Annotated in this window: 20 protein-coding genes; 12 read left to right on the top strand and 8 right to left on the bottom strand. The window is 70.3% G+C overall.

All coding sequences use genetic code 11. From position 1 onward, the window contains the following. Window positions 1–2 precede the first annotated feature (2 nt). From LZP97_RS05725 to truB, 4 genes are read left to right on the top strand one after another with little or no spacing between them, the layout of a single operon-like run. A complete protein-coding gene (locus tag LZP97_RS05725; RefSeq protein WP_010592703.1) occupies window positions 3–1,421 on the top strand; it encodes an MATE family efflux transporter in 1,419 nt (472 codons plus the stop codon). Further along, the gene (locus LZP97_RS05730) at window positions 1,418–2,383 is read left to right on the top strand and encodes a metallophosphoesterase family protein (protein ID WP_017680696.1); all 966 of its coding nucleotides are present in this window, start codon (window positions 1,418–1,420) and stop codon (window positions 2,381–2,383) included. The genes LZP97_RS05725 and LZP97_RS05730 overlap by 4 nt, the downstream gene beginning before the upstream one ends. Continuing rightward, entirely contained in the window at window positions 2,380–3,084 is a 705-nt protein-coding gene (npt, locus tag LZP97_RS05735) for a 4'-phosphopantetheinyl transferase Npt (protein WP_010592701.1), read from the top strand. The genes LZP97_RS05730 and npt overlap by 4 nt, the downstream gene beginning before the upstream one ends. 31 nt (window positions 3,085–3,115) lie before the next feature. Continuing rightward, on the top strand, window positions 3,116–4,033 hold the full coding sequence (truB, locus tag LZP97_RS05740; protein WP_017680695.1) for a tRNA pseudouridine(55) synthase TruB: 918 nt from the start codon (window positions 3,116–3,118) through the stop codon (window positions 4,031–4,033). A 43-nt stretch (window positions 4,034–4,076) separates the two neighbouring features. On the opposite strand, the gene LZP97_RS05745 is transcribed toward truB, so the two are convergent. Next, window positions 4,077–5,270: an RNA-guided endonuclease InsQ/TnpB family protein gene (locus LZP97_RS05745; protein WP_010592699.1), complete on the bottom strand. Its 1,194-nt coding sequence runs from the start codon at window positions 5,268–5,270 to the stop codon at window positions 4,077–4,079. A 25-nt stretch (window positions 5,271–5,295) separates the two neighbouring features. On the opposite strand from LZP97_RS05745, the gene tnpA reads away from it, so the two are divergent. After that, window positions 5,296–5,766: an IS200/IS605 family transposase gene (gene tnpA, locus LZP97_RS05750; RefSeq protein ID WP_048772774.1), complete on the top strand. Its 471-nt coding sequence runs from the start codon at window positions 5,296–5,298 to the stop codon at window positions 5,764–5,766. Between the two features lie 42 nt (window positions 5,767–5,808). Here tnpA and LZP97_RS05755 read toward each other — a convergent pair whose 3' ends face one another. Genes LZP97_RS05755 through LZP97_RS05770 form a run of 4 tightly spaced genes read right to left on the bottom strand, consistent with a single transcriptional unit; the run spans window position 5,809 to window position 9,079 of the window. Further along, window positions 5,809–6,468 (bottom strand): metal-dependent transcriptional regulator, encoded by a 660-nt coding sequence (locus LZP97_RS05755; RefSeq protein WP_040271917.1) that lies wholly within the window; start codon window positions 6,466–6,468, stop codon window positions 5,809–5,811. Between the two features lie 51 nt (window positions 6,469–6,519). Further along, window positions 6,520–7,407 (bottom strand): metal ABC transporter permease, encoded by an 888-nt coding sequence (locus LZP97_RS05760; RefSeq protein ID WP_010592696.1) that lies wholly within the window; start codon window positions 7,405–7,407, stop codon window positions 6,520–6,522. Continuing rightward, the gene (locus LZP97_RS05765; protein WP_010592695.1) at window positions 7,404–8,171 is read right to left on the bottom strand and encodes a metal ABC transporter ATP-binding protein; all 768 of its coding nucleotides are present in this window, start codon (window positions 8,169–8,171) and stop codon (window positions 7,404–7,406) included. The genes LZP97_RS05760 and LZP97_RS05765 overlap by 4 nt, the downstream gene beginning before the upstream one ends. Then, a complete protein-coding gene (locus tag LZP97_RS05770) occupies window positions 8,168–9,079 on the bottom strand; it encodes a metal ABC transporter substrate-binding protein (RefSeq protein WP_072786447.1) in 912 nt (303 codons plus the stop codon). Before LZP97_RS05770 ends, LZP97_RS05765 begins: the two co-directional genes overlap by 4 nt. A gap of 96 nt (window positions 9,080–9,175) precedes the next feature. Between LZP97_RS05770 and LZP97_RS05775 the strand changes: the two genes are divergently transcribed. The 5 genes from LZP97_RS05775 (at window position 9,176) to LZP97_RS05795 (ending at window position 14,672) form a co-directional block, all read left to right on the top strand. Next, entirely contained in the window at window positions 9,176–10,147 is a 972-nt protein-coding gene (locus LZP97_RS05775) for a bifunctional riboflavin kinase/FAD synthetase (protein WP_026137746.1), read from the top strand. Between the two features lie 48 nt (window positions 10,148–10,195). Next, window positions 10,196–10,972, top strand: coding sequence for a wax ester/triacylglycerol synthase domain-containing protein (locus LZP97_RS05780; protein ID WP_234574987.1), 777 nt, complete (start codon window positions 10,196–10,198; stop codon window positions 10,970–10,972). A 5-nt stretch (window positions 10,973–10,977) separates the two neighbouring features. After that, entirely contained in the window at window positions 10,978–11,607 is a 630-nt protein-coding gene (locus LZP97_RS05785; RefSeq protein WP_234575050.1) for a WS/DGAT domain-containing protein, read from the top strand. 128 nt (window positions 11,608–11,735) lie between these two features. Beyond that, window positions 11,736–12,005 carry a 30S ribosomal protein S15 gene (gene rpsO, locus LZP97_RS05790; protein WP_003935677.1) on the top strand — a complete coding sequence of 90 codons (270 nt, stop codon included), beginning with the start codon at window positions 11,736–11,738 and terminating at the stop codon, window positions 12,003–12,005. Between the two features lie 369 nt (window positions 12,006–12,374). After that, window positions 12,375–14,672 (top strand): polyribonucleotide nucleotidyltransferase, encoded by a 2,298-nt coding sequence (locus LZP97_RS05795; RefSeq protein ID WP_010592691.1) that lies wholly within the window; start codon window positions 12,375–12,377, stop codon window positions 14,670–14,672. Window positions 14,673–14,763: 91 nt separating this feature from the next. Here the strand turns inward: LZP97_RS05795 and LZP97_RS05800 are convergent, their stop codons facing one another. From LZP97_RS05800 to LZP97_RS05810, 3 genes are all read right to left on the bottom strand, one after another. After that, complete coding sequence (locus LZP97_RS05800) at window positions 14,764–17,490, bottom strand: LuxR C-terminal-related transcriptional regulator (protein WP_010592690.1); 2,727 nt, start codon at window positions 17,488–17,490, stop codon at window positions 14,764–14,766. A 91-nt stretch (window positions 17,491–17,581) separates the two neighbouring features. Next, the gene (locus tag LZP97_RS05805; protein WP_124258794.1) at window positions 17,582–17,770 is read right to left on the bottom strand and encodes a hypothetical protein; all 189 of its coding nucleotides are present in this window, start codon (window positions 17,768–17,770) and stop codon (window positions 17,582–17,584) included. A 45-nt stretch (window positions 17,771–17,815) separates the two neighbouring features. After that, entirely contained in the window at window positions 17,816–18,055 is a 240-nt protein-coding gene (locus LZP97_RS05810) for a hypothetical protein (RefSeq protein ID WP_010592689.1), read from the bottom strand. A gap of 278 nt (window positions 18,056–18,333) precedes the next feature. On the opposite strand from LZP97_RS05810, the gene LZP97_RS05815 reads away from it, so the two are divergent. Together LZP97_RS05815 and LZP97_RS05820 are read left to right on the top strand one after the other, a co-directional pair. Further along, window positions 18,334–19,548, top strand: a complete 1,215-nt coding sequence (locus LZP97_RS05815) for a nitrate/nitrite transporter (RefSeq protein WP_072786443.1) — start codon at window positions 18,334–18,336, stop codon at window positions 19,546–19,548. A gap of 24 nt (window positions 19,549–19,572) precedes the next feature. Continuing rightward, window positions 19,573–23,289, top strand: coding sequence for a nitrate reductase subunit alpha (locus tag LZP97_RS05820; protein WP_010592687.1), 3,717 nt, complete (start codon window positions 19,573–19,575; stop codon window positions 23,287–23,289). Window positions 23,290–23,329 lie beyond the last annotated feature (40 nt).

A 23,329-nucleotide genomic window follows, 5' to 3' on the forward strand; every position in this document is an offset into this window, starting at 1 on the left:
CGATGCCGGCGCCGCAGGACACCGCCGGCCCGGAACCGGACGCCGCGTCCCACCTCGTCCCCGAGGCCACCGCAGGACGCATCTTCGGGCTCGCGGTGCCGGCACTCGGAGTACTCGCCGCCGAACCCCTGTACCTTCTGTTCGACATCGCCGTCGTCGGCCGGCTCGGCGCCCTGGCCTTGGCCGGACTGGCCATCGGCGGCCTCGTCCTCGCCCAGGTCAGCACCCAGTTGACCTTCCTGTCCTACGGCACCACCGCCCGGGCCGCCAGATTCCACGGCGCCGGACGGCGGGACGCCGCCGTCGCCGAGGGGGTGCAGGCCACCTGGCTCGCACTCGCCGTCGGGACGGCGATCCTGATCGTCGGCCAGCTCCTGGCCGAACCGGTGGCCGCGCTGATCGCCGGCGACGAGCAGATCGCCGAGGCCGCGGTGTCGTGGCTGCGCGTCGCCCTGTTCGGCGCACCGCTGATCCTCGTCGGCCTCGCCGGCAACGGCTGGATGCGCGGTGTGCAGGACACCGCCCGCCCCCTGCGGTACGTGCTCGCCGGGCTCGCGCTCTCGGCGGTGCTGTGCCCGCTGCTCGTGCACGGCCTGGCCGGAGCCCCCCGCTGGGAACTCGTCGGCTCCGCCCTCGCCAACGTCGCCGGCCAGAGTGTGTCCGCAGCGCTGTTCGTCGGGGCACTGCTCCGGTCCGGTGTGCCGCTACGACCACAACGGACGGTGATCGCCGCGCAGGTGCGGCTCGGCCGCGACCTGATCGCCCGCAGCCTGGCCTTCCAGGCGTGCTTCCTGTCCGCGGCCGCGGTCGCCGCCCGGTTCGGGGCGGCCGCCGTCGCAGCACACCAGGTGGTGCTGCAGTTGTGGAACTTCGTCTCGCTCACCCTCGACTCGCTCGCCGTCGCCGCCCAGGCGCTGGTGGGCGCGGCCCTGGGGGGAGGAGCCCGCTCCGATGCGAAGCGCCTGGCGTGGCGGATCACCGCGTGGTCCACGGTGTTCGCCACCGGCCTGGCGCTGGTGTTCCTCGGGGGCGGCGACGCGATTCCGGCGCTGTTCACCAGCGATCCCGGGGTGCTCGAGCAGATCGACGTCGCCTGGTGGTTCTTCGTCGCGCTCCTACCCGTCGCCGGTGTCGTGTTCGCGCTCGACGGCGTGCTGCTCGGCGCCGGCGACGCCGCCTTCCTCCGCACCGCCACGCTCGCGTCCGCACTGTTCGGATTCCTGCCCCTCGTGTGGTGTTCGCTCGTGTGGGACTGGGGTCTCGCGGGTATCTGGACTGGGCTTACGGTGTTCATCGTGTTCCGGATGGCGGCCGTCGTGTGGCGGACGCGGTCGGGGCGGTGGGCGGTGACCGGTGCGGACCGGCAGGCTCGGCCCCCGCACGAGACGGCGCGCGACGAGACGAAGAAGGAGAGCCGGTGACGGGGAAACTGTGGGCGGTCAGCGACATCCACGTCGGGCATCGAGGCAATCGCCCCGTCACCGAGGATCTGTACCCGGAATCGCCGGACGACTGGCTGATCGTCGCCGGCGACGTCGCCGAGAAGTCCGACGACATCCGCTGGGCACTGTCGCTGCTGCGCAGCCGTTTCGCGAAGGTGATCTGGGTTCCCGGCAACCACGAACTGTGGACCACCGCCAAGGACCCGGTTCAGATGCACGGCGCCGCCCGGTACGACTACCTGGTGACGATGTGCCGCGAACTCGACGTGCTCACCCCGGAGGACCCGTACCCCGTGTGGCACGGCGAGGGCGGACCGGTGACGCTCGTGCCGATGTTCCTGCTCTACGACTACTCCTTCCTTCCCGAGGGCACCGCGACGAAGGCCGAGGGCCTGGCGCTGGCCCGTGAACGCAACGTCGTCGCCACCGACGAATTCCTGCTCGCGCCCGACCCGTACGTCACTCGGGACGTGTGGTGCCGCGTACGGCTCGACGAGACCCGCAAGCGTCTCGACGCCCTCGATCCATCGCTGCCGACGGTGCTGATCAACCACTTCCCGCTGGTGCGCGAGCCCACCCGGATGTTGTTCTATCCGGAGTTCTCCCTGTGGTGCGGCACGACCGAGACCGCCGACTGGCACCTGCGCTACCGCGCCCTCTGCGCCGTGTACGGGCACCTGCACATCCCGCGTACCACGTACTACGACGGTGTCCGCTTCGAGGAGGTCTCTCTCGGCTATCCGCGGGAATGGCAGCGCCGGGGCCTGCCGGATCGACTGTTACGCCAGATCCTGCCCGTGCCGGAGTACCCGCCGGGATCGTTGAACAAATGGGGCGGACACTTCCGGGTCACGCCCGAGATGGAAGCCGAAGTCGAGAAGATGCGTGCAGGGCGCACTGCACAGAGCATGCGCGCGGGGCGCGAAGGGGAGTTGCGATGACCGACCCGACCACCGCGACCCGCACCGGGCTGATCAGCCGGATCCTGCCCGACGGGATCGCCGCCGCGGAGTTGTTCGAGGACCCGCCCGGTCTGCGACCGCACCCGCAGGAAGAGCCGCTGGTCGCCCGCGCGGTGGACAAGCGCCGGCGGGAGTTCGCCGGGGCACGGCACTGCGCCCGGCTGGCCATGCGGCAGCTCGGGATGGAACCCGGCCCGGTGCTCAAGGGCGACAAAGGGGCACCGGTCTGGCCGCGAGGGGTGGTCGGCAGCCTCACCCACTGCGACGGATACCGCGGAGCTGTTCTGGCCTATGCGTTGCAGGTGCGGTCGCTGGGGATCGACGCCGAGCCGCACGGACCTCTCCCCGACGGGGTGCTCGAAGCGGTCTCCCTGCCCCAGGAGCGCACCTGGCTCGCGGGCACCGATCCGAGTCTGCACTGGGACCGCCTGCTCTTCTGCGCCAAGGAGGCCACCTACAAGGCGTGGTTCCCGCTCACCGGACGCTGGCTCGGCTTCGAGGACGCCCACATCACGTTCGAGCGCGACGGCGCGGCCGCACCGGGCGCAGTCGCGTCGGGCACGTTTCGCTCCGACCTGCTCGTCCCCGGAGACACCCGGACGGGTGCCCCCCTGGCCGCGTTCGACGGGCGGTGGCTGATCGCCGACGGGCTGGTGCTCACGGCGATCGTCGTGCGCTGACGTCGCAGTCGACGTGGCAGAATCGGGCCCCGTGTCTGCCTCCGAGAACCCCGCCCTCACCCGTGCCGGTCTGCTCGTCGTCGACAAGGACGCGGGCATGACGAGCCACGACGTGGTGGCCCGCTGCCGGCGACTGCTCGGCACTCGCAAGGTCGGTCACGCCGGCACCCTGGATCCGATGGCGACGGGCGTGCTCGTCCTCGGGGTGGAGCGCGCGACGAAGATCCTCGGTCTGCTCGCCCTCACCACCAAGGCGTACGCGGCGACGATCCGGCTCGGCCAGAGCACCGTCACCGACGACGCCGACGGCGAGGTGCTCGCGACCACCGACGCCGCCGCGGTCACGGACGAGGCGATCGCTACGGCCGTCGCCGCGCTCACGGGGGACATCTCCCAGGTGCCCGCCAGCGTCAGCGCGATCAAGGTGGACGGCAAGCGTGCCTACGCCCGGATGCGCGACGGGGAGGCCGTCGAGCTGGCGGCCCGCCCGGTCACGGTCTCCCGTTTCGCGGTACTCGCCCGGCGTGAGGTGCGCGCGGACCGCGGGTGTTTCGTCGACCTCGACGTCGAGGTGGAGTGCTCGTCGGGCACCTACATCCGGGCGCTCGCCCGCGACCTGGGGTCCGCGCTGGGTGTCGGCGCGCATCTGACCGCGCTCCGCCGCACCCGGGTCGGCCCGTTCGGGCTCGAGCACGCTCGCACGCTCGCCCAGCTCGAGGACGACCCGACCGTGAGCCTGGACATCGACGCCGCGATCCGGACGGCGTTCCCGTGCCGGGACGTCACCGCCGCGGAGGCGGCACTGCTCGCGAACGGCCGGTGGCTGGACCCGGTGGGGATCCCCGGCGTGTACGCGGCGATCGATCCGTCCGGCCGCGCCGCGGCGCTGCTCCAGGAGAAGGGCACGCGGGCCTCGGCGGTGTTCGTCGTGCGCCCGGCCACCATTTGACGTCCTCCCCGTCGTGAACAGCGGGGATTCCGGTCTGCGCCGCTCATGCGGTGCTCCCGGCGGGTTCTCGCTTCACGGCCGGGTGCGGGACCGGGGTCCCGGCTGACACCGGCTCCACGAGCGTTGGGCTGTCCGCGCGTCCCGCGGCCAGGATGTTCTTCGCGGCGTTCACATCTCGGTCGTGGACCGCGCCACACGGGCAGGTCCACGACCGGACGTGCAGGGGCTTGGCCTCCCCGATGGCCCCGCACACCGAGCACGCCCGCGTGGAGGGGAACCACCGGTCGACCCGGGCGAAGGTGCGCCCGTGCCGCCGTGCCTTGTACTCGAGCATCGCCGTGAACGTCGACCACCCGGCATCGTGCACCGAGCGGGCGAGCTTCGTCCGGGCCAGCCCGGACACGGCGAGGTCCTCCACGTACACCGCTTGGTTCTCGCGGACGATCGTGGAGGAGAGCTTGTGGAGCCAGTCCCGGCGGGTGTTCCCGACCCGGGCGTGGCAGCGCGCCACCTTTCGGCGCGCACGCTCCCGGCGGGCCGAGCCCTTCTGCCGCCGGGCGAGTTCCTTCTGCGCGGTCCGCAGCTTGGCCTGCGCCTTGCGGGCGAGGCGGGGGGCGTCGACCTTCGTGCCGTCCGACAGTACCGCGAAGTGTGTCAGCCCCAGGTCGATCCCCACCTCGTGCGGCACGAGGGGCAACGGCTGGTCGGGGACGTCGACGACGAACGAGGCGTGGTACCGCCCGGCCGCGTCCATCGTCACCGTCACGCTCGACGGCGCCGAGGGCAGGTCGCGCGACCAGCGCACCGGGACGTCCCCGACCCCCGGCAGCCGCAGCCGCCCGTTCGGGAGCACCCGGAACCGGGCGGCCTTGGTGAACCGGATCGACTGGGCCCGGTCCGTCCGTGACCGGAACCGGGGCGCGCCGAGCTTGCGACCCTTCCGGGTGCCGTCGAGGGAGGCGAAGAAGTTCCGGTAGGCGGCGCAGGCGTCGGCGAGGGCCTGTTGCAGGACGACGGCGGACACCTCGGCCAGCCATGCCCGTTCCGGGGTCCGTTTCGCCGCGGTCAGCGCCTTCGACAGCGCCGCGTCGGTCGGGAACGGCGCCCCCGCCTCGTGCGCCGCCCGCCGAGCGGCGATGGCGTCGTTGAACACCACCCGGGCGCAGCCGAACACCCGCGCCAACACTCGGCGCTGGGCCGGGGTCGGGTCGAGCCGGTAGGCGTACCGGAGCTGCACACAGACCACTGTACCTTATTGGTTTATGGGCGATGACGACGACATCCGCACTGGCAGACACTGCACTTTTCTAGTGCATGTGCACTTGGTTTTCGTCACGAAGTACCGGCGCCAGGTGTTCGGTGACCGGCACCTGAACCGGATGGAAGAGATCATGCGCGCGGTGTGCACGGACTTCGAGGCCGAGCTGGTCGAGTTCCACGGCGAGGCCGACCACGTACACCTGCTGGTCCACTACCCGCCCAAGGTCGCCGTCTCGAAGCTGGTCAACAGCCTGAAAGGCGTCTCCTCCCGTCGTCTGCGCCAGGAGTTCCCCGAGCTGGTCCGGCACTACTGGCGCGCGCAACGGCTGTGGTCCGGGTCCTACTTCGCCGGGTCCGTCGGCGGCGCGCCGCTGAGCATCGTGCGCCAGTACATCGAGCAGCAGAACCGTCCCGTCCAGGGCACGGCTCGGCCCTGGCGGCCCTTCCCGCGCGGGCCTTCACCACCGCCGTGAACGGCGGCGCACTGACCCACATCCCGGTAGCGGCGGAGCCGCCTACACCAGCCAGATCGCGTCGGCGGCGGGATGTCCCAGGTCGACCGTGCTGCCGGCGTCGCCGCCGATGCGAACCGCGACGGTGCCTGCGAAGTCGCGGCGTTCGACGACGCGGATGTCGGTGTCGAGGGCGATGCCCACGTCGTCGAAGTAGCGCAGCATTGCCGGGTCGGCGTCGGAGATGCGGGCGACCCGGCCGTGCTCACCGTCGACGAACGCGCTGAGCTGGCGGGCCGGCGGCGTGGGGATCGTGCCGTCGACCGCCGGGATCGGATCTCCGTGCGGGTCCCGTTCCGGATGGCCGAGCTTGGCGTCGATCGCGGCGACGAGCCGGTCGGAGACGGCGTGCTCGAGCACCTCGGCCTCGTCGTGCACCTCGTCCCAGCCGTAGCCGAGTTCCCGGACCAGATACGTCTCGAGCAGGCGGTGCTTGCGGACCATGGCCACGGCCGCCGCGCGCCCGGCCTCGGTGAGCGAGATCGCGCCGTAGCGTGCGTGGTCGACGAGACCCTGCTCGGCGAGCTTGCGGACGGCCTCGGAGACGGTCGAGGCCGACACTCCGAGCTTCTCGGCGAGCAGCTTCGTCGAGACCTTCTCACCCGACCATTCCCGGACGGTCCAGATGATCTTGAGATAGTCCTGCGCGACCGGCGTCAGCATGTCCGTCGCCGCCACCTCGGTCGCCCCGCTCCTGTCGCCCACGGGGACAGCTTAGGCAACTCTCACCGTCGAATCATCCGGCTCGCGCAGCCGAGTGCGCCGTCGCAGGGCTCCGGTGACGAGTCCCTGGTGGGGCGAGAACAGATAGGCCATCGTGAACACGACCGCTTGGGCCAGAACGACGACGCCGCCGGTGGAGGCATCGGTGTAGTAGCTGACGTATACGCCGGTCGCCGACGTCAGTGCAGCCAGGGTGGGAGCGAGCACCAGCATCCGCGACAGCCGTTCGGTGAGCAGGTACGCCGTCGCACCGGGGATGATCAGCATCGCCACGACGAGGATGACCCCGACGGCCTGGATGGCGGCGACGATGGTGACCGCCAGCAGCGCGAGCAGCAGCGCGGACAGCCGGGCCGGGGAGATCCCGAGGGCGTGGGCCTGCCCCCGGTCGAACGCGAACAGGGTCAGGTCGCGGCGCTTGGCGATCAACACGACGAGCACCACCACTGCGAGCGCGGTGACCTGCCACATGTCCGCGGTGGCCAGGCCCAGCAGGTTGCCGAACAGCACATGGTGCAGGTCCACCTGGCTCGGGTTCTTCGAGATCAGCACGACACCGAGGGCGAACAACGTCGTGAAGACCACGCCGATCGCGGCGTCCTCCTTGACCTTGGTGGTGTTGCGGACGAGCCCGATCAGAGCGACGGCGGCCCCGGCGAACAGCAGCGCGCCCACCGCGAACGGCGCTCCCACCAGGTAGGCCAGCACCACGCCGGGCAGCACGGCATGGGAGACGGCGTCGCCCATCAGCGACCACCCGATGAGTACGAGCCAGCAGCTGAGCAGGGCACACACGATCGTGGCGGCCACCGCGACGACGAGGGCGCGCTGCATGAAGCCGTACTGCAGAGGTTCGACGATCAGTTCGACGAGGTTCACCGTGCCTCCTGGGCGACGTGGGGGGCCGGCAGCAGGGGGTCGACGCCGAAGGCGCGCGCGAGGTTCTCCGGCCGCAGCACCTCGTCCGGGGCGCCGTGGACGAGGATGCGCCGCTGCAGCAGCGCGGCCTCGTCGCACAGCAGCGACAGTCCGGCGAGGTCATGGGTGGCGACGAGGATCGTGTGCCCCGAACCGGCAAGGTCCCGGATCACCTCCGTCAGGGCAGCCTCGGTGCGCTTGTCCACGCCGGCGAACGGCTCGTCGAGCAGGAGCAGGGGAGCGCCCTGGGCGATGGCACGGGCGACGAAGACACGCTTGCGCTGACCCCCGGAGAGCTGGCCGATCTGCCGCTGCACGTAGCCGGCCATGTCGACGCGTTCGAGCGCGGCCCGGACGGCGGCGTGGTCGGCGGGCCGCGGCCGGCGCAGCCAGTTCTGCCGGCCGTAGCGGCCCGTCATCACGACTTCGCCCACGCTGATGGGGAAGTCCCAGTCGACGGCCTCGCTCTGCGGCACGTACGCGACGGCACCGGCCTTCCGGGCGGTGACGGTGTCGGTCCCGCCGATGGACACGGTGCCGGTGCTCGGTCGCACGATGCCCATGATCGCCTTGAAGAGGGTGGACTTGCCCGAGCCGTTGGTACCGACGAGCCCGCACACCCGGCCGGGGATGAGCGTCAGGTCGACGCCGTCGAGCGCCGTGACGGTGCGATAGTGCACGCTGAGCCGCGAGACGGCCAGGGCGGGGGTGGGTGTCGCGGTCATGGACGCAGCCCTTCGGTGATGGTGCGGACGTCGTGCCGGAGCAGGTCGAGGTAGGTGGGCACGGGACCGTCCGGCTCGGAGAGCGAGTCGACATACAGGGTTCCGCCGAACCGGGCTCCGGTGTCCTCGGCGACCTGCCGCTGGGCCTTGTCCGAGACGGTGGACTCGCAGAACACGGCAGGCACGGCGTTGGTCCGGACGAAGTCGACGGTGCGGGCGATCTGCTGCGGGGTGCCCTGCTGGTCGGCGTTGACCGCCCACAGGTAGGCCTCGCTCAGGCCGGCGTCGCGGGCCAGGTAGCTGAAGGCCCCCTCGCAGGTGACCAGCGCCCGGTGGTTCGGCGGCAGCACGGCCAGATCGGCGACGAGTTCTTCGTGCAGCGCCTGTAGTTCGGTGCGGTACGCCGCGGCGTTGGCGGCGTAGTCCGCGGCGTGCTCGGGGTCGAGGTCGGTGAAGGCGGCGGCGATGTTGTCGACGTAGGTCTGGGCCGCCAACGGGGACATCCACGCGTGCGGGTTGTGCCGCCCCGCGTAGGCGTCCTCGCCGATCGGCAGCGGCGGAACCCCGTCGCTGAGCACGGCGTGGGCCGCGTCGGTATCGGCGAGGAACTGCTCGAACCAGCGCTCGAGGCCGAGGCCGTTGTCGAGGACGAGGTCGGCGCGGGAGGCGTAACGCAGGTCGCCCGGGGTGGGTTCGTAACCGTGGACCTCGGCGCCGACCTTGGTGATCGACTCGACCCGCAGGTGCTCCCCGGCGACGTTGCGGGCCATGTCCGCGAGCACGGTGAAAGTGGTCAGTACCAGGGGCCGGTCGTCGTCGGAACTCTGCGCCGCGGCACAGCCCGCCAGGACCGTCGTGGCCGCGACGACCACCACGATTTTGCGTAGTCCAACGAAAATGTTCGGCATGCCGAAATTATGGCGGGACACTGGCGGAGTTGTCCATGAGGCGCTCCGGGCGAGCCGGAGATGACCGCCCGGCCGCCGGGTCGTAGGCTGCAGCGTGTGCAGAGATGGCGAGGTCTCGACGAAATTCCTGCGGATTGGGGTCGTTGTGTCCTGACGATCGGGGTGTTCGACGGTGTGCACCGCGGGCATCAGCAACTGATCGCGCGGGCGGTGAAGTCGGCGAAGGAACGCGGCACGGCCAGCGCCCTGATGACGTTCGATCCGCACCCGATGGAGGTCGTCCGGCCGGGCAGCCACCCGGCGCAGCTCACGACCCTGGCGCGACGTGCCGAACTGGCCGAGGAACTCGGCATCGACGTCTTCTGCGTCATGCCGTTCACGCCCGAGTTCATGAAGTTGTCCCCCGAGCGGTACGCCCACGAGATCCTCGTCGAGCGGCTCCATGTCGCCGAGGTCGTCGTCGGCGAGAACTTCACCTTCGGCAAGAAGGCCGCCGGCAATGTGGATCTGCTGCGCACCATCGGCGAGCGTTTCGGCTTCGCCGTCCAGGGCCTGACCCTGCTCAGCGAACATGCGGTGACGTTCTCGTCCACCTATATCCGCTCGTGCGTGGACGCCGGCGACGTCGCCGCCGCGGCCGACGCGCTGGGCCGCCCCCACCGCGTCGAGGGCGTCGTGGTGCACGGCGACGGCCGGGGCCGCGATCTCGGCTTCCCCACCGCGAACGTCGCGCCGCCCATGTACTCGGCCATTCCCGCGGACGGCGTCTACGCGTGCTGGTTCACCGTCCTCGGTCCGGGTAGCGGTGGACTCGGCACCGTCACCCCGGGGGAGCGGTACCTCGCGGCCGTATCGGTGGGCACCAACCCGACCTTCTCCGGGCGTACCCGCACGGTCGAGGCGTTCGTCCTCGACGAGGAGGCCGACCTGTACGGCCAGCACGTCGCGGTCGACTTCGTCGAGCGGCTGCGCGGGATGGAGCGGTTCGAATCGGTGGAGGCCCTCGTCTCGGCGATGCACCGTGACGCCGAGCGGGCACGCGAAGTGCTCGAGCGCGCTCGCGGCTAGGGGCCGTTCCGGCCCGGGATCGCGCCCCGATCGGGGACAATTCCCGGTGTGTCGATACGTCAGTGGCGGCACGCGCGCCTGACCTGGGCAGATGCCGCGAACTACTACGAGTCGAAACCGGGCCGGCCGACCGACTGGTCCGCATTCGTCGTGTTCGATGAGCAGGACAGGACCGTTCGCGGCCCCGGGGACGCGCTCGCTCACCTGCGTTCCCGGACGCATCTGCTGACGGCGCTGGACCGGCGGATCGTCGAGGCGCCCGGCCGGCTGGACTACCCGTACTGGGTGCGGGCGCAACTCCCGCCCGAGCAACGTATCGAGTACCGCGAGTGGGCCGGCGGCTCGTTCACGGACTGCATCGACGCCATCGCCGACCTCTGCGCGGACCCGCTGGACGTCCGGCGGCGTGCGTGGTGCCTGCACGTCTTCGCCGGAGTGTCCGACCCCGACGACCCGACGGCGACCGTGACGGTCGTCGTGCTGCAGGTCAGCCACGCCGTGATGGTCGGTTCGGCGTTGGGTGCCTTCCTCGGCGCACTGTTCGGCGCGGACGGGCAGCCACTGCGCGTTCCCGGTCTGGCGCCGGCCGCGACGCGCCCGCACCACGCCGCCGCAGCGGTGTCGGGGGTGGCACGCTTCGCTCGCTGGTACCTGGGCTCGGCGCGGTCCTGGTGCGGCGGGCGGCATCGGCGCGGTCCGCGGACACCCCGGCGGTCCCGTCGCCGGCGGCGCGGCCGATGCTCGCCCGCGCCCCCGGGCGCGACCGGGCGATCCGGATCGTGCGTCCGGACCTGGGCAGTCTCGTGGGCCGGACCTACACCGTGACAGCCATGGGCCTGGCGGCGGTATCCCTGGCGCTGCAGCGCTACCTCGGCGAGCACTGCGCGCCCGTCGTCGATGTACGCGTCGCGGTTCCGGTCGCGGTGGGCGCGGCCGGTGTCGCGCTGGGCGTCAACCGGCTGACTGCCGCGATCGTTCCGTTGTGCACCGAGGTCGCCGATCCCCGCGACCGGGTGGCGGCCGTGGCCGACGCGCTCGCCCACGAGCGGCGGATCGCGACGTCTCCCGAGGTGTTGGACCGCCTCGCGGGCGCGGGTGCGGTGCCGTATCCGGTGTACCGCCGGGTGACGGACCGGCACGACCGCGCGGCGTCGGCAGGTGGAGCCCCGGGCCCGGCCCAGACGGCGGTCACCAGTGTCGACTGTGGCGGCGAGGCCGACTGGACCTACGGCGGCGCGGCATTCCGATTCGTCGCCGGCATCCAGTCTCTGCGTCCGGGGATGGGTCTGGTGCACTCCTTCAGCCGGGCCGGCGATTCGTTCGCCGTCACCGTCATGAGCTCCCCGCTGCTGATGCCGGACCTCGATCGGTACGCGACCCTCCTCGAGGAGGGGTTCGCCGAGGTGATCGAGGCCACCGGCGGCCGGCGATCCGGCACCGGCCCCCGGGGGCGAGGGTGACCGAAGCGGGTGCGCACCCCTCTGGTACGCTCATCCGCTGGTGTGTGCTGTGGTTCGCGGTGGCCGCACCGACGGGTTCCGGCCCGTTTCACGAAGCGCGCGGACGTCATCGATCAGGAGTATCACCAGTGGCATTGACCACCGAGCAGAAGAAGCAGATCCTCGGCGAGTACGGCCTCCACGAGACCGACACCGGATCGCCCGAGGCGCAGGTCGCGATGCTCACCAAGCGCATCCAGGACCTGACCGAGCACCTGAAGCAGCACAAGCACGACCACCACTCCCGCCGCGGCCTGCTGCTGCTGGTCGGTCGTCGTCGCCGGCTGCTCAAGTACGTCGAGAAGGTCGACGTCAACCGCTACCGTTCGCTGATCCAGCGTCTGGGTCTGCGTCGATAGGAGCGCGACGAAGCGACGACGCGATCTGCGTTCGCTGATCTTTCCGATAGCCAACGAGGCAATGCTTAGACTGAGCCTCGTTGGCTATCGGTGTTTGGCCGCTGTGCGGTCGGAGACGGGCTACGTGCCCGTCGGACACCGGCAGCGGCACCCGCGGACGGCGACACCGCCCGCGGAACCGTATGCACCGACGGTGTCGGTCTTCGGTAGTGACCTTCCGGACCCGGTCCGGACGGTTTCGATCGACGACCGCCTCCGCACGCTCGGCCCGTGAGACGCGGGTACGGGCGATCGGTGCGCAGCTGCAGCCACGAGGGTTGTGGCGCCCGCGCGGGTACGGCGAAGACGAGAGGGAAGAGAAGAGTAGAGATGACCAGCAATTCCGCAGTCGAGGTCGACGAGGGCGTGTTCGAGTCCGTCGCGGTCCTCGACAACGGGTCCTTCGGCACCCGTCAGATTCGTTTCGAGACCGGCCGCCTCGCCCAGCAGGCCGCCGGCTCCGTCGTCGCGTACCTCGACGACGAGACCATGCTGCTGTCGGCGACGAGCGCCTCCAAGCAGCCCAAGGAGCACTTCGACTTCTTCCCGCTGACGGTGGACGTCGAGGAGCGCATGTACGCCGCGGGACGCATCCCCGGCTCGTTCTTCCGTCGTGAGGGCCGGCCCTCGACCGACGCGATCCTGACCTGCCGTCTCATCGACCGGCCGCTGCGCCCGTCGTTCGTCGACGGCCTGCGCAACGAGATCCAGGTCGTGGTGACGGTGCTCAGCCTGAACCCGAACGACCTGTACGACGTCGTGGCCATCAACGCCGCGTCGGCATCCACGCAGATCGCCGGCCTGCCGTTCTCCGGACCCGTCGGTGGCGTGCGGGTCGCGCTGATCACCTCGGAGGAGAACAAGACCGGCCAGTGGGTCGCGTTCCCCACGGTCGAGCAGCTCGAGAACGCCGTGTTCGACATGGTCGTCGCGGGCCGCATCGTGGGTGGCGGCGACAACCCCGAGACCGCCGACGTCGCGATCATGATGGTCGAGGCCGAGGCCACCGGGAACGTCGTCGAGCTGGTGGCCGGCGGGGCGCAGGCACCGACCGAGACCGTCGTCGCCGAGGGCCTCGAGGCCGCCAAGCCGTTCATCGCGCGGCTGTGCATCGCCCAGCAGCAGCTCGCCGCCGCCGCGGCGAAGCCCACCGGTGACTTCCCGGTGTTCCCGGCCTACGAGGCAGACGTGTACGAGGCCGTCGAGGCCGCCGCGTCGGCCAAGCTGTCCGAGGCGCTGACCATCGCCGGCAAGCAGGAGCGCGACGAGCGGACCGACGAGGTCAAGGTCGAGGTCCTCGAGCAGGTGGCCCCCAACTTCGAGGGCCGCGAGAAGGAGATCGGCGCGGCGTTCCGTTCCCTGACGAAGAAGCTGGTCCGCCAGCGGATCCTGCGGGACCAGTTCCGCATCGACGGCCGCGGTGTCACGGATATCCGTGCCCTGTCCGCCGAGGTCGCGGTGGTGCCGCGCGCGCACGGCTCGGCGCTGTTCGAACGCGGCGAGACCCAGATCATGGGTGTCACCACGCTGGACATGGTGAAGATGGCGCAGCAGATCGACTCGCTCGGTCCCGAGACCAGCAAGCGGTACATGCACCACTACAACTTCCCGCCGTACTCCACCGGTGAGACCGGCCGCGTCGGCTCCCCGAAGCGCCGCGAGATCGGCCACGGCGCCCTCGCCGAGCGGGCCCTGATCCCGGTCCTGCCCAGCCAGGAGGAGTTCCCCTACGCGATCCGTCAGGTCTCCGAGGCGCTCAGCTCGAACGGATCCACCTCGATGGGCTCGGTGTGTGCCTCCACGCTCTCGCTGCTGAACGCCGGCGTGCCCCTCAAGGCGCCCGTCGCCGGTATCGCGATGGGCCTGGTCTCCGACGAGGTCGACGGTGAGACCCGTTACGTCGCACTGACCGACATCCTCGGCGCCGAGGACGCGTTCGGTGACATGGACTTCAAGGTGGCCGGCACGAAGGACTTCGTCACCGCGCTGCAGCTCGACACCAAGCTCGACGGGATCCCGTCCCAGGTGCTCGCCGGCGCGCTGGCGCAGGCTCGCGACGCCCGCGCCACCATCCTCGAGGTGATGGCCGAGGCCATCGAGACCCCGGACGAGATGAGCCCGTTCGCTCCGCGGATCACCACCATCAAGGTCCCGGTGGACAAGATCGGCGAGGTCATCGGCCCCAAGGGCAAGATGATCAACTCGATCACCGAGGAGACCGGCGCGAACATCTCCATCGAGGACGACGGCACGGTGTACGTCGGCGCCGCCGACGGCCCGTCCGCCCAGGCCGCGATCGACAAGATCAACGCCATCGCGAACCCGCAGCTGCCGAAGGTGGGCGAGCGGTTCCTGGGGACCGTGGTCAAGACCACGGCGTTCGGTGCGTTCGTCTCGCTGCTGCCGGGCCGCGACGGCTTGGTGCACATCAGCAAGCTCGGCAACGGCAAGCGCATCGCCAAGGTCGAGGACGTCGTCAACGTCGGCTCGAAGATCCGCGTCGAGATCGCCGACATCGACAACCGGGGCAAGATCAGCCTGGTGCCGGTGCCCGACGAGGACACCGCCGGCGCTTCGGACGCGACACCCGCAGTTCCGGCCGAGTCCGGCGACACCGCCGAGAGCTGACACTCGGATCCCGGCCGCCCGCGTCTCCGTCTGTCCCTGGGACGGACGGAGACGCGGGCGGTCGCGTGTTCTCCCGCCGGCGCGGCGCCTGCTACGGCCCCTGGGAGGTAGTCGGGGCGCCTGCGCTCGACAGCAGTCCGAGTTCCCGCGCCCGCACCACCGCCTGGCGGCGACTCGTGGCACCGAACTTGCGGTACAGAGACTTCAGATGTGCCTTGACGGTGTTCACTGACACGAAGAGCTCGTCGGCGATCTCGGCATTGCTCATCATGGTGGGCAGGAGCAGAAGGACAGCCCGTTCGCGACTGGTCAACGGCTCGAGCAGTTGCGGGGCCTCGGACCGGTCGGCGGTCCCGCCCATCCTGCCGATCAGCATCGAGACGAACTCGCGGTGGGCGTCGTCGAGGCGGTTGTGTCGTTCCAGCAGTGCTCGGACTCGGCCCCCGGCCAGGAGGAACGGCCGCGCGATTCCTTCGGGCGCGGCCACGACGAGGGCACGTGCCAGGGCAATCTCGGCTTCGCCATCCGCCTGCAGCCGGTCGTGTGCGAGTGCGGTGAGCAGCCAGGCATCGACGGTCGGCCCGTTGTCGATCGGTTCTCCCCCGAGCAGCGGTGCCACCAGTTGCAGGCATCGGCGCGGTTCGTCGGACGCCAGGTACGACCGCGCCACGAGGACCACACGGTGCGCGCCGGGGCGCGCGAGATCCGCTCGTCCCTTCTCGGCGGACAGCAGCGCCGCAACCTCGTGGGCCCGTCCTTCGGCGAGCAGGATCTCTGCCTCGACGAGTTCGTACCACTCGGCAAGGAAGCGCGGGATGACCCAGTCGGACATGCGCTGCCGCAATCGCCCCAGGTGCGCCCGTGCCGCCGCCGGGTTGTCCGCCGAGAGCGCGAGCCGTGCCTGTACGAGCCCGAAGCTGGTTTCGATGTAGCGGTCGCGGAACTCGCCCAGGCTCGTGTGCCCCCGCTCGACCGCAACGGAACAGGCCTCGATGTCCGCCTCGAGCAGGCGGATCATGGACTCGGCCAGCAGCGCCGTGGCCGACGGCGGCAGGAAGGTCCATCCCAGCTCGTCGGCGACAGCCAGTCCGAGATCGACCTCTCTGCGTGCCGCCCGCAACCGGCCGGCCATCGCCATGAGCACGGCTGTGTTGCCGTGCAGGTGCAGCGCGAGTACCGGTGTCATCGCCGATCCGGCGGCCAGCGCCGAAGTCGTGGACGCGAGCATCGCCTCGGCGGCATCGAGTTCTCCGGACCACAGCTTGCCCATCGCGAGGACGGTGCCGGCGGCGATTCGGTATACGGGAGAGGCCGGCATGTCCGCCGGCGAGATCCCCTCGAGTTGGCGGATCGCTTCTCGTGCGGCGCTGACCTGCCGCGACGGATCTGCCTTCATCCAGGCGAGCACCGCATCGAGAGTGACCAGGACCGTCCCGGTGAGCCGCGCGTCGGCGGTCGGGAGAGGGTCGAGCAGCTCGCGGGCGCGGGCCATGTGGGTGGCGACGCCGACCGGATCGTACTCCGCATACGCGGCGACCGCGGCGGCCGCCGCCACCTCGGCATGCCCCCCGACCAGCTCGGCGGGTGCGTCCCGCAGCAGTGCCACCAGCGCCGGACGTTCCGGACCCAGGATTTCTGCTCCCGCCGCTCGCAGGACGAACCGGGCAAGTCCGAGCCAGTCCTCCGCGGCGCGCAGGTGGCGGGCCGCCTCGAGGAGTTCGCCGTGGTCCGCGAACCACCGGGCGGCACGCCGGTGCAACACGCGGCGGCGCTCGGGATCCTGGGACTTGAGTCGGTGTCGCAGCAGGTCCCCGAACAGTTGGTGATAGCGGTACCACTCCCGCCGGTGGTTCAACGCGACGACGAACAGGTTGTCCCGTTCGAGCCGAATCAGAAACTGCTGGCCGTCGGTACGCCCCGTCAGGACGTCGGCCAGTTCGGCGGAAATCCGCCCTACGACGCACGTGTCGAGCAGGAACCGGCCCAGTGCCGGATCCTGGTTGGCCAGAACCTCTTCCGCGAAGTAGTCGGCGACCGACCGTTCGTCCCCCGCAAGCGACTCCACGGTGGCCTCCACATCGTTCGAGGTCCGGAGCGACAGGGCCGCGAGCCGCAGGCCGGCCGCCCATCCCTCGGTCTTGGTGAGGAGGGTCTGCATCTGCGCGGGTTCGAGGAGGACATCGTGGTCGGCCAGGAGCTGTTTCGCCTCGGCGGCATCGAACCGCAACGCTTCCGCGCGGATCTCGGTCAGCTGACCGCTCAGGCGGAGTCGTTGCAGGGGCAACGCGGGATCGCTGCGAGTGGCGATCACCAGTCGCACGTTGCCGAGCCCCCTGCGGACGGCTGCCGCGAGCGACTCCACGGCCGGCGTCCCCGCGAGCAGGTGCATGTCGTCCAGCACCAGGACGACGGGATGGGGAAGCCGGCCACACGCATCGGCGAACACGGAGACGAATCGGGGGTCGAAGCTGGGTGGGACCTGCATCGTCGCCAGCAACGACCCGGCGGGGAACCCGCCGACGGCGCGGAGCGAGTCCAGGACCCGGCTCCAGAACTGCGTCGGTTCGGCGTCCTCACGTTCCACCGAGAGCCATGCCACGGGCCCGGGATGTGCCGCTGCCCAGGAGGCCAGCAACAGCGTCTTACCCGACCCGGCCGGTGCCGATACGAGCACGGTGCCGGCACTCACCCCGTCTTCGAGGATGCGTTCGAGACGCGCGCGCCGCACCACCCGGCCGGGAAGCCGAGGCACGAGGGAACGCACCATCGACAACGCGGGAGCATGCTCGTCCTGCGCGCCGGCCGGTGGCCCCGTCATGCGACGAGAGTAGTCCTGTGCGGCGGCCGGTGCCCTCGTCATGGGACGGGTTCGGTGATCCGCGGTGAACGGAGGCGGATCGGAAGCCGGGTCACGTGCCCGGCGAGCCGGTGACGGATCGACCGCGCTCCGGCGCCTGCGACCGTTCCTCCGCGGCGCGGTCGGACCCGGGAACAGTGTCGTTCCCGTAGTCGAACATCGCGGTGATCCGGGTCTTGATCTCTTCGGTGGTCATCGTGGCCGTCGGGGTGAGGCCACCCGCGGTCTGTCGTCTCCTCATGGGGTCCTTCGGGAGTTCCCGGTAGGGATCGTCGAGGGCTGAGGGTCAGGCCCGGATCATCAACGCGGCGGACGCCACGGCCGCGGTCGTTGCCGCCGCAGTGACGACGCCGGCGAGAACGGAGCCGGTGTACGCCCCCACGGGTGCCGCGGCGGCCGCTGCGGCGCCGAGGACGATGGCCGGAATCGGCAGCGACCAGGGCATGTCGTGGCGGGACGCACCGCCCCTGCGTGACGTCGCGTTCTGCGCGCGGGTACGGACGGTGGAGTGAGTGGGTGCGGTCATCGTCGATCCACTTCGTTCGATCGGGACGCGGGTGCGCCTTTCGGCCGCGAGTGAATCCGCGGTCGATTCCGACGGTAGGTCGTACCCCTGTGCGGCGCCTCACCCCTGGAGGGTGAAACCGCAGGCCGAAACCGCAGCCCGAAACCGCAGCCCGAGGGTGAACACCCGGCCTCGAACAGGAGGAGCACCCGCCCCTGCCGCGGCTCCGGGGCGGAACGGACCGTCGGTATTTTCCTCGAATTCACCCCGCGTGCGCGTGTCGATGATTTGCTGGATCCGTGACGGCTTCGGTAGGTGTTACAGAGGCGCGGCGGAGCTCGAACCTCGCGCTGGCAACGTGGGTCTCGGCAATCAATTTCTGGGCATGGAACATGATCGGCCCCTTGTCCACGACGTATGCGGGCGACCTCTCGCTCAGCAGTACACAGGCCTCGATCCTCGTCGCGACGCCCATTCTCGTAGGATCCCTGGGGCGCATCGTGGTGGGCTCGCTCACGGATCGTTACGGCGGCCGCGTCATGTTCATCGCGATCTCGCTGGCCTCGATCGTCCCGGTGCTCGCCGTCGGTGTGGCCGGCAGCGTCGGCTCCTACCCTCTGTTGCTCGTCTTCGGCTTCTTCCTCGGTATCGCCGGAACGATCTTCGCAGTGGGTATCCCGTTCGCCAACAACTGGTACGAGGCGTCCAGGCGGGGCTTCGCGACCGGCGTCTTCGGAGCCGGCATGGTGGGGACGGCCCTGTCCGCGTTCTTCACTCCGCGGTTCGCAGAGTGGTTCGGGCTGCTGGTAACCCACGTCATCGTCGCCGCGGCGCTTGCCGTCACGGCAGGGGTGTGCTTCCTCGTGATGCGTGATTCGCCGCAGTTCCGCCCGAACACCGACGCGGTCGTCCCGAAGCTTGCCGCTGCGCTGAAACTCCGCGTGACCTGGGAGATGTCGTTCCTCTACGCGGTCGTCTTCGGTGGCTTCGTGGCCTTCAGCAACTACCTTCCCACCTACATCAAGACGATCTACGGCTTCTCCGCTGTCGACGCCGGCGCGCGGACAGCGGCGTTCGCTCTGGCCGCAGTGCTGGCCCGGCCGATCGGGGGTGCCCTGTCCGACCGCATCGCCCCGAAGTACGTCGTGCTCGTGTCGTTCGCCGGGACGGCAGCGATGGCCGCGATTGCGATCGCCCAGCCGCCCCCGGACGTGTGGTCCGCGGCGACGTTCATCCTGCTCGCGATCTTCCTCGGCATCGGCACCGGTGGCGTCTTCGCGTGGGTGGCGCGTCGCGCACCCGCCACGTCCGTGGGATCGGTCACCGGCCTCGTCGCGGCCGCCGGCGGGCTCGGCGGGTACTTTCCGCCGCTCGTCATGGGCGCCACCTACGACTCCGCCGACAACGACTACACCATCGGTCTGCTGCTGCTCGTGGCGACCGCGCTCGTCGCGCTCGTCTACACCGCGGTGAAGCTGCACGCGCACGAGCCCGTGCAGGCCGACAGCCGCTGACGATTCCGTCCCGAAGGAGTGCATGTGACCATCCACCACACCGGCGGTGCCGCCGAAGAGTTGCTGCGCAGCAGCGGACGTTTCTTCACCTCGGGGGAGATCTCCGCGGACGGTCGTACGATCACCCGCCGCGGCGGCCGCGAAGGTGACGTCTTCTACCGTGACCGCTGGAGTCACGACAAGGTGGTTCGCTCCACCCACGGCGTCAACTGCACCGGGTCGTGCTCGTGGAAGATCTACGTCAAGGACGGGATCATCACCTGGGAGACGCAGGAGACGGACTATCCCACGGTGGGACCGGACCGTCCCGAGTACGAACCCCGCGGCTGCCCGCGCGGGGCGGCGTTCTCGTGGTACACCTACTCGCCGACGCGGGTGCGCTATCCCTACGCCCGCGGCGTGCTCGTCGAGATGTTCCGCGAGGCCAGGGCCCGGCTCGGTGACCCCGTGCTGGCCTGGGCCGACATCCAGAACGACCCGCAGCGACGCCGCCGGTACCAGCGGGCCCGCGGCAAGGGCGGTCTGGTCCGGGTCACGTGGGCCGAGGCCACCGAGATGATCGCCGCCGCGCACGTGCACACCGTCAAGGAGTACGGCCCCGACCGGGTGGCCGGATTCTCGCCCATCCCGGCGATGTCGATGGTGTCGTTCGCGGCCGGTTCCCGGTTCGTCGAGTTGATCGGCGGCGTCATGACCTCCTTCTACGACTGGTACGCCGACCTGCCCGTCGCATCGCCCCAGGTGTTCGGCGACCAGACCGACGTGCCGGAGTCCGGCGACTGGTGGGACGCGGCGTACCTGATGATGTGGGGATCGAACGTCCCCGTCACCCGGACACCGGACGCGCACTGGATGACCGAGGTCCGTTACCGCGGCACCAAGGTCGTCGTCGTCAGCCCCGACTACGCCGACAACACGAAGTTCGCCGACGAGTGGATGCCGTGCGCGGCGGGCACCGACGGGGCGCTGGCCATGGCGATGGGGCACGTCGTGCTCACCGAGTGCTTCGTGCGACGGCGGGTGCCGTTCTTCGTCGACTACGTCCGCCGGTACACCGACCTGCCGTTCCTGGTCCGGCTCGAGGAACGCGACGGCAGGCTGGTGCCCGGCAAGAACCTCACCGCCGCCGACCTCGGCCAGGACGTGGAGAACGCGGCGTTCAAGCCGGTGCTGCTCGACGGTGCCACCGACACGGTCGCGGTGCCGCACGGCTCCCTCGGGTTCCGCTACGGCGACGACGGAGCCGGAAAATGGAACCTGGACCTGGGCGATCTCGTGCCGGCGCTGACCGTCGCGCATCGGGACGACGCCGCGGACGAGACCGCGCTCGTCCATCTGCCCGGTTTCGACACCGTCGACGGCCACGGCGAGACCGTCGAACGCGGCGTCCCCGTGCGGCGGGTGGGCGGACATCTGGTGTGCACGGTGTTCGACCTCATGCTGGCCCAGTACGGCGTCGCGCGTCCGGGACTGCCCGGACACTGGCCCAGCGGGTACGACGACCCGGCCTCGCCGTACACCCCCGCCTGGCAGGAGCCGATCACCGGGGTCTCCGCCGCACAGGCCGTCCGGATCGCGCGCGAGTTCGCCCGCAACGCGGAGGAATCCGGCGGCCGGTCCATGATCATCATGGGTGCCGGCATCTGCCAGTGGTTCCACGGCGACACCACCTACCGGGCAATTCTCGCCTTGCTGATGCTCACCGGTTCCATGGGCCGCAACGGCGGCGGCTGGGCACACTACGTGGGTCAGGAGAAGTGCCGTCCGGTCACCGGGTGGGCCGCGATGGCCATGGGAACGGACTGGTCCCGCCCGCCTCGGCAGATGGCGGGAACCTCCTACTGGTACGTCCACACGGACCAGTGGCGCTACGACGGGTACCGCGCCGACGCGCTCGCGAGCCCGCTCGGGCGGGGCCGGTTCCGCGACAAGCACACGATGGACGTGATGGTCTCCGCCGTCGCGATGGGGTGGACTCCGTTCTACCCGCAGTTCGATCGCAACACGCACGACCTCGCCGACGAGGCGCGAGCAGCAGGCGAGGACATCCCCGCGTACGTCGCCCGGAAACTCGCGAGCGGCGAGGTGAAGCTGTCGGTCACCGACCCGGACAACCCGCGCAACTGGCCGCGGGTGCTGAACGTGTGGCGGTCCAACCTGCTCGGCTCGTCCAGCAAGGGCAACGAGTACTTCCTGCGGCACCTGCTCGGGACCGACGCCAACATCCAGGGCGCCCCCACCGGCCCGGACCAGCGTCCACACGACGTCGAATGTCCGGACGAGGTGCCCGAAGGCAAACTCGACCTGCTGATGTCGATCGACTTCCGGATGACGTCGACCACCCTGTTCTCCGACGTGGTGCTGCCCGCCGCGACATGGTACGAGAAGGGCGACCTGTCGAGCACCGACATGCATCCCTATATCCACGCGTTCAGTCCCGCGATCGACCCGCCGTGGGAGACCCGTTCCGACTACGAGGCATTCGGCGCCGTCGCGAAGGTGTTCAGCGCGCTGGCGTCGAAGCACCTCGGCACCCGCACCGACATCGTGCTCGGCACTCTGCAGCACGACACCCCGGGGGCGATGGCGTATCCGTCGGGCACGGAGAACAACTGGCGCGTGACCGGGGAGGTGCCGGTCCCGGGCAGGACCATGGGCCCGCTCGCGGTCGTCGAACGGGACTACGGGGCGATCGCCGACAAGTGGTCGACCCTCGGGCCGCTCGTCGACACCCTCGGCCTGACCACCAAGGGCGTCACGACGCACCCGGTGCAGGAGGTCGCGGAACTCGCCGAGAAGTTCGGCGTGATGAATTCCGGTGCGGGCGAGGGCCGCCCGGCGGTCACCAGCGCCGAACGCATGGCCGACGTCATCCTCGCGCTGTCGGGCACCTCGAACGGACGGCTCGCGGTCGAGGGCTTCCGCGAACTCGAGAAGCGTACCGGCCGCCGGCTCGTGCACCTCGCCGAGGGCAGTGAGGAACGCCGTATCACCTACGCCGACACCCAGTCCCGCCCGGTCCCCGTGATCACCAGCCCGGAATGGTCCGGCAGCGAGACCGGTGGGCGCCGCTACGCCCCGTTCACGGTGAACATCGAGGAACTCAAACCGTTCCACACGCTCACCGGCCGCATGCACTTCTACGTCGATCACGACTGGATCGAGGAACTCGGCGAACAACTCCCCACCTACCGCCCGCCGCTGGACATGTCGCGCCTGTTCGGTGAACCGGCCGTCGGCAGCGGCAGCGGCAGTGAACCGGCCGTCGGCAGCGGCGACGGCGTCGGACTGACCGTGCGGTACCTGACCCCGCACTCGAAGTGGTCGATCCACTCCGAGTACCAGGACAACCTGTTCATGCTCTCGCTCTCGCGCGGCGGACCGACCATGTGGATGAGTCCGGCGGACGCGGCGAAGATCTCGGTGCGGGACAACGACTGGGTCGAGGCCGTCAACCGCAACGGCGTCGTGGTGTGCCGCGCGATCGTCTCGCACCGCATGCCCGAGGGTGTCGTGTACGTCTACCACGCGCAGGAGCGCACCATCGATGTGCCGCTCACCGAGACCACCGGTACCCGCGGCGGCATCCACAACTCGCTCACGAAGATCCTGATCAAACCCACCCACATGGCGGGTGGCTACGCGCAGACCGCCTTCGCGTTCAACTACCTCGGGCCCACCGGAAATCAACGCGACGAGGTGACGGTCGTACGCCGCCGGTCGCAGGAGGTCAGGTACTGATGTCGATGCCCACGACCACGACCAGCGAAGCGAGGCCGGC

It is taken from the genome of Rhodococcus sp. DMF-1 (assembly GCF_021441945.1).
In the GTDB taxonomy this organism is placed as follows: domain Bacteria; phylum Actinomycetota; class Actinomycetes; order Mycobacteriales; family Mycobacteriaceae; genus Rhodococcus; species Rhodococcus ruber.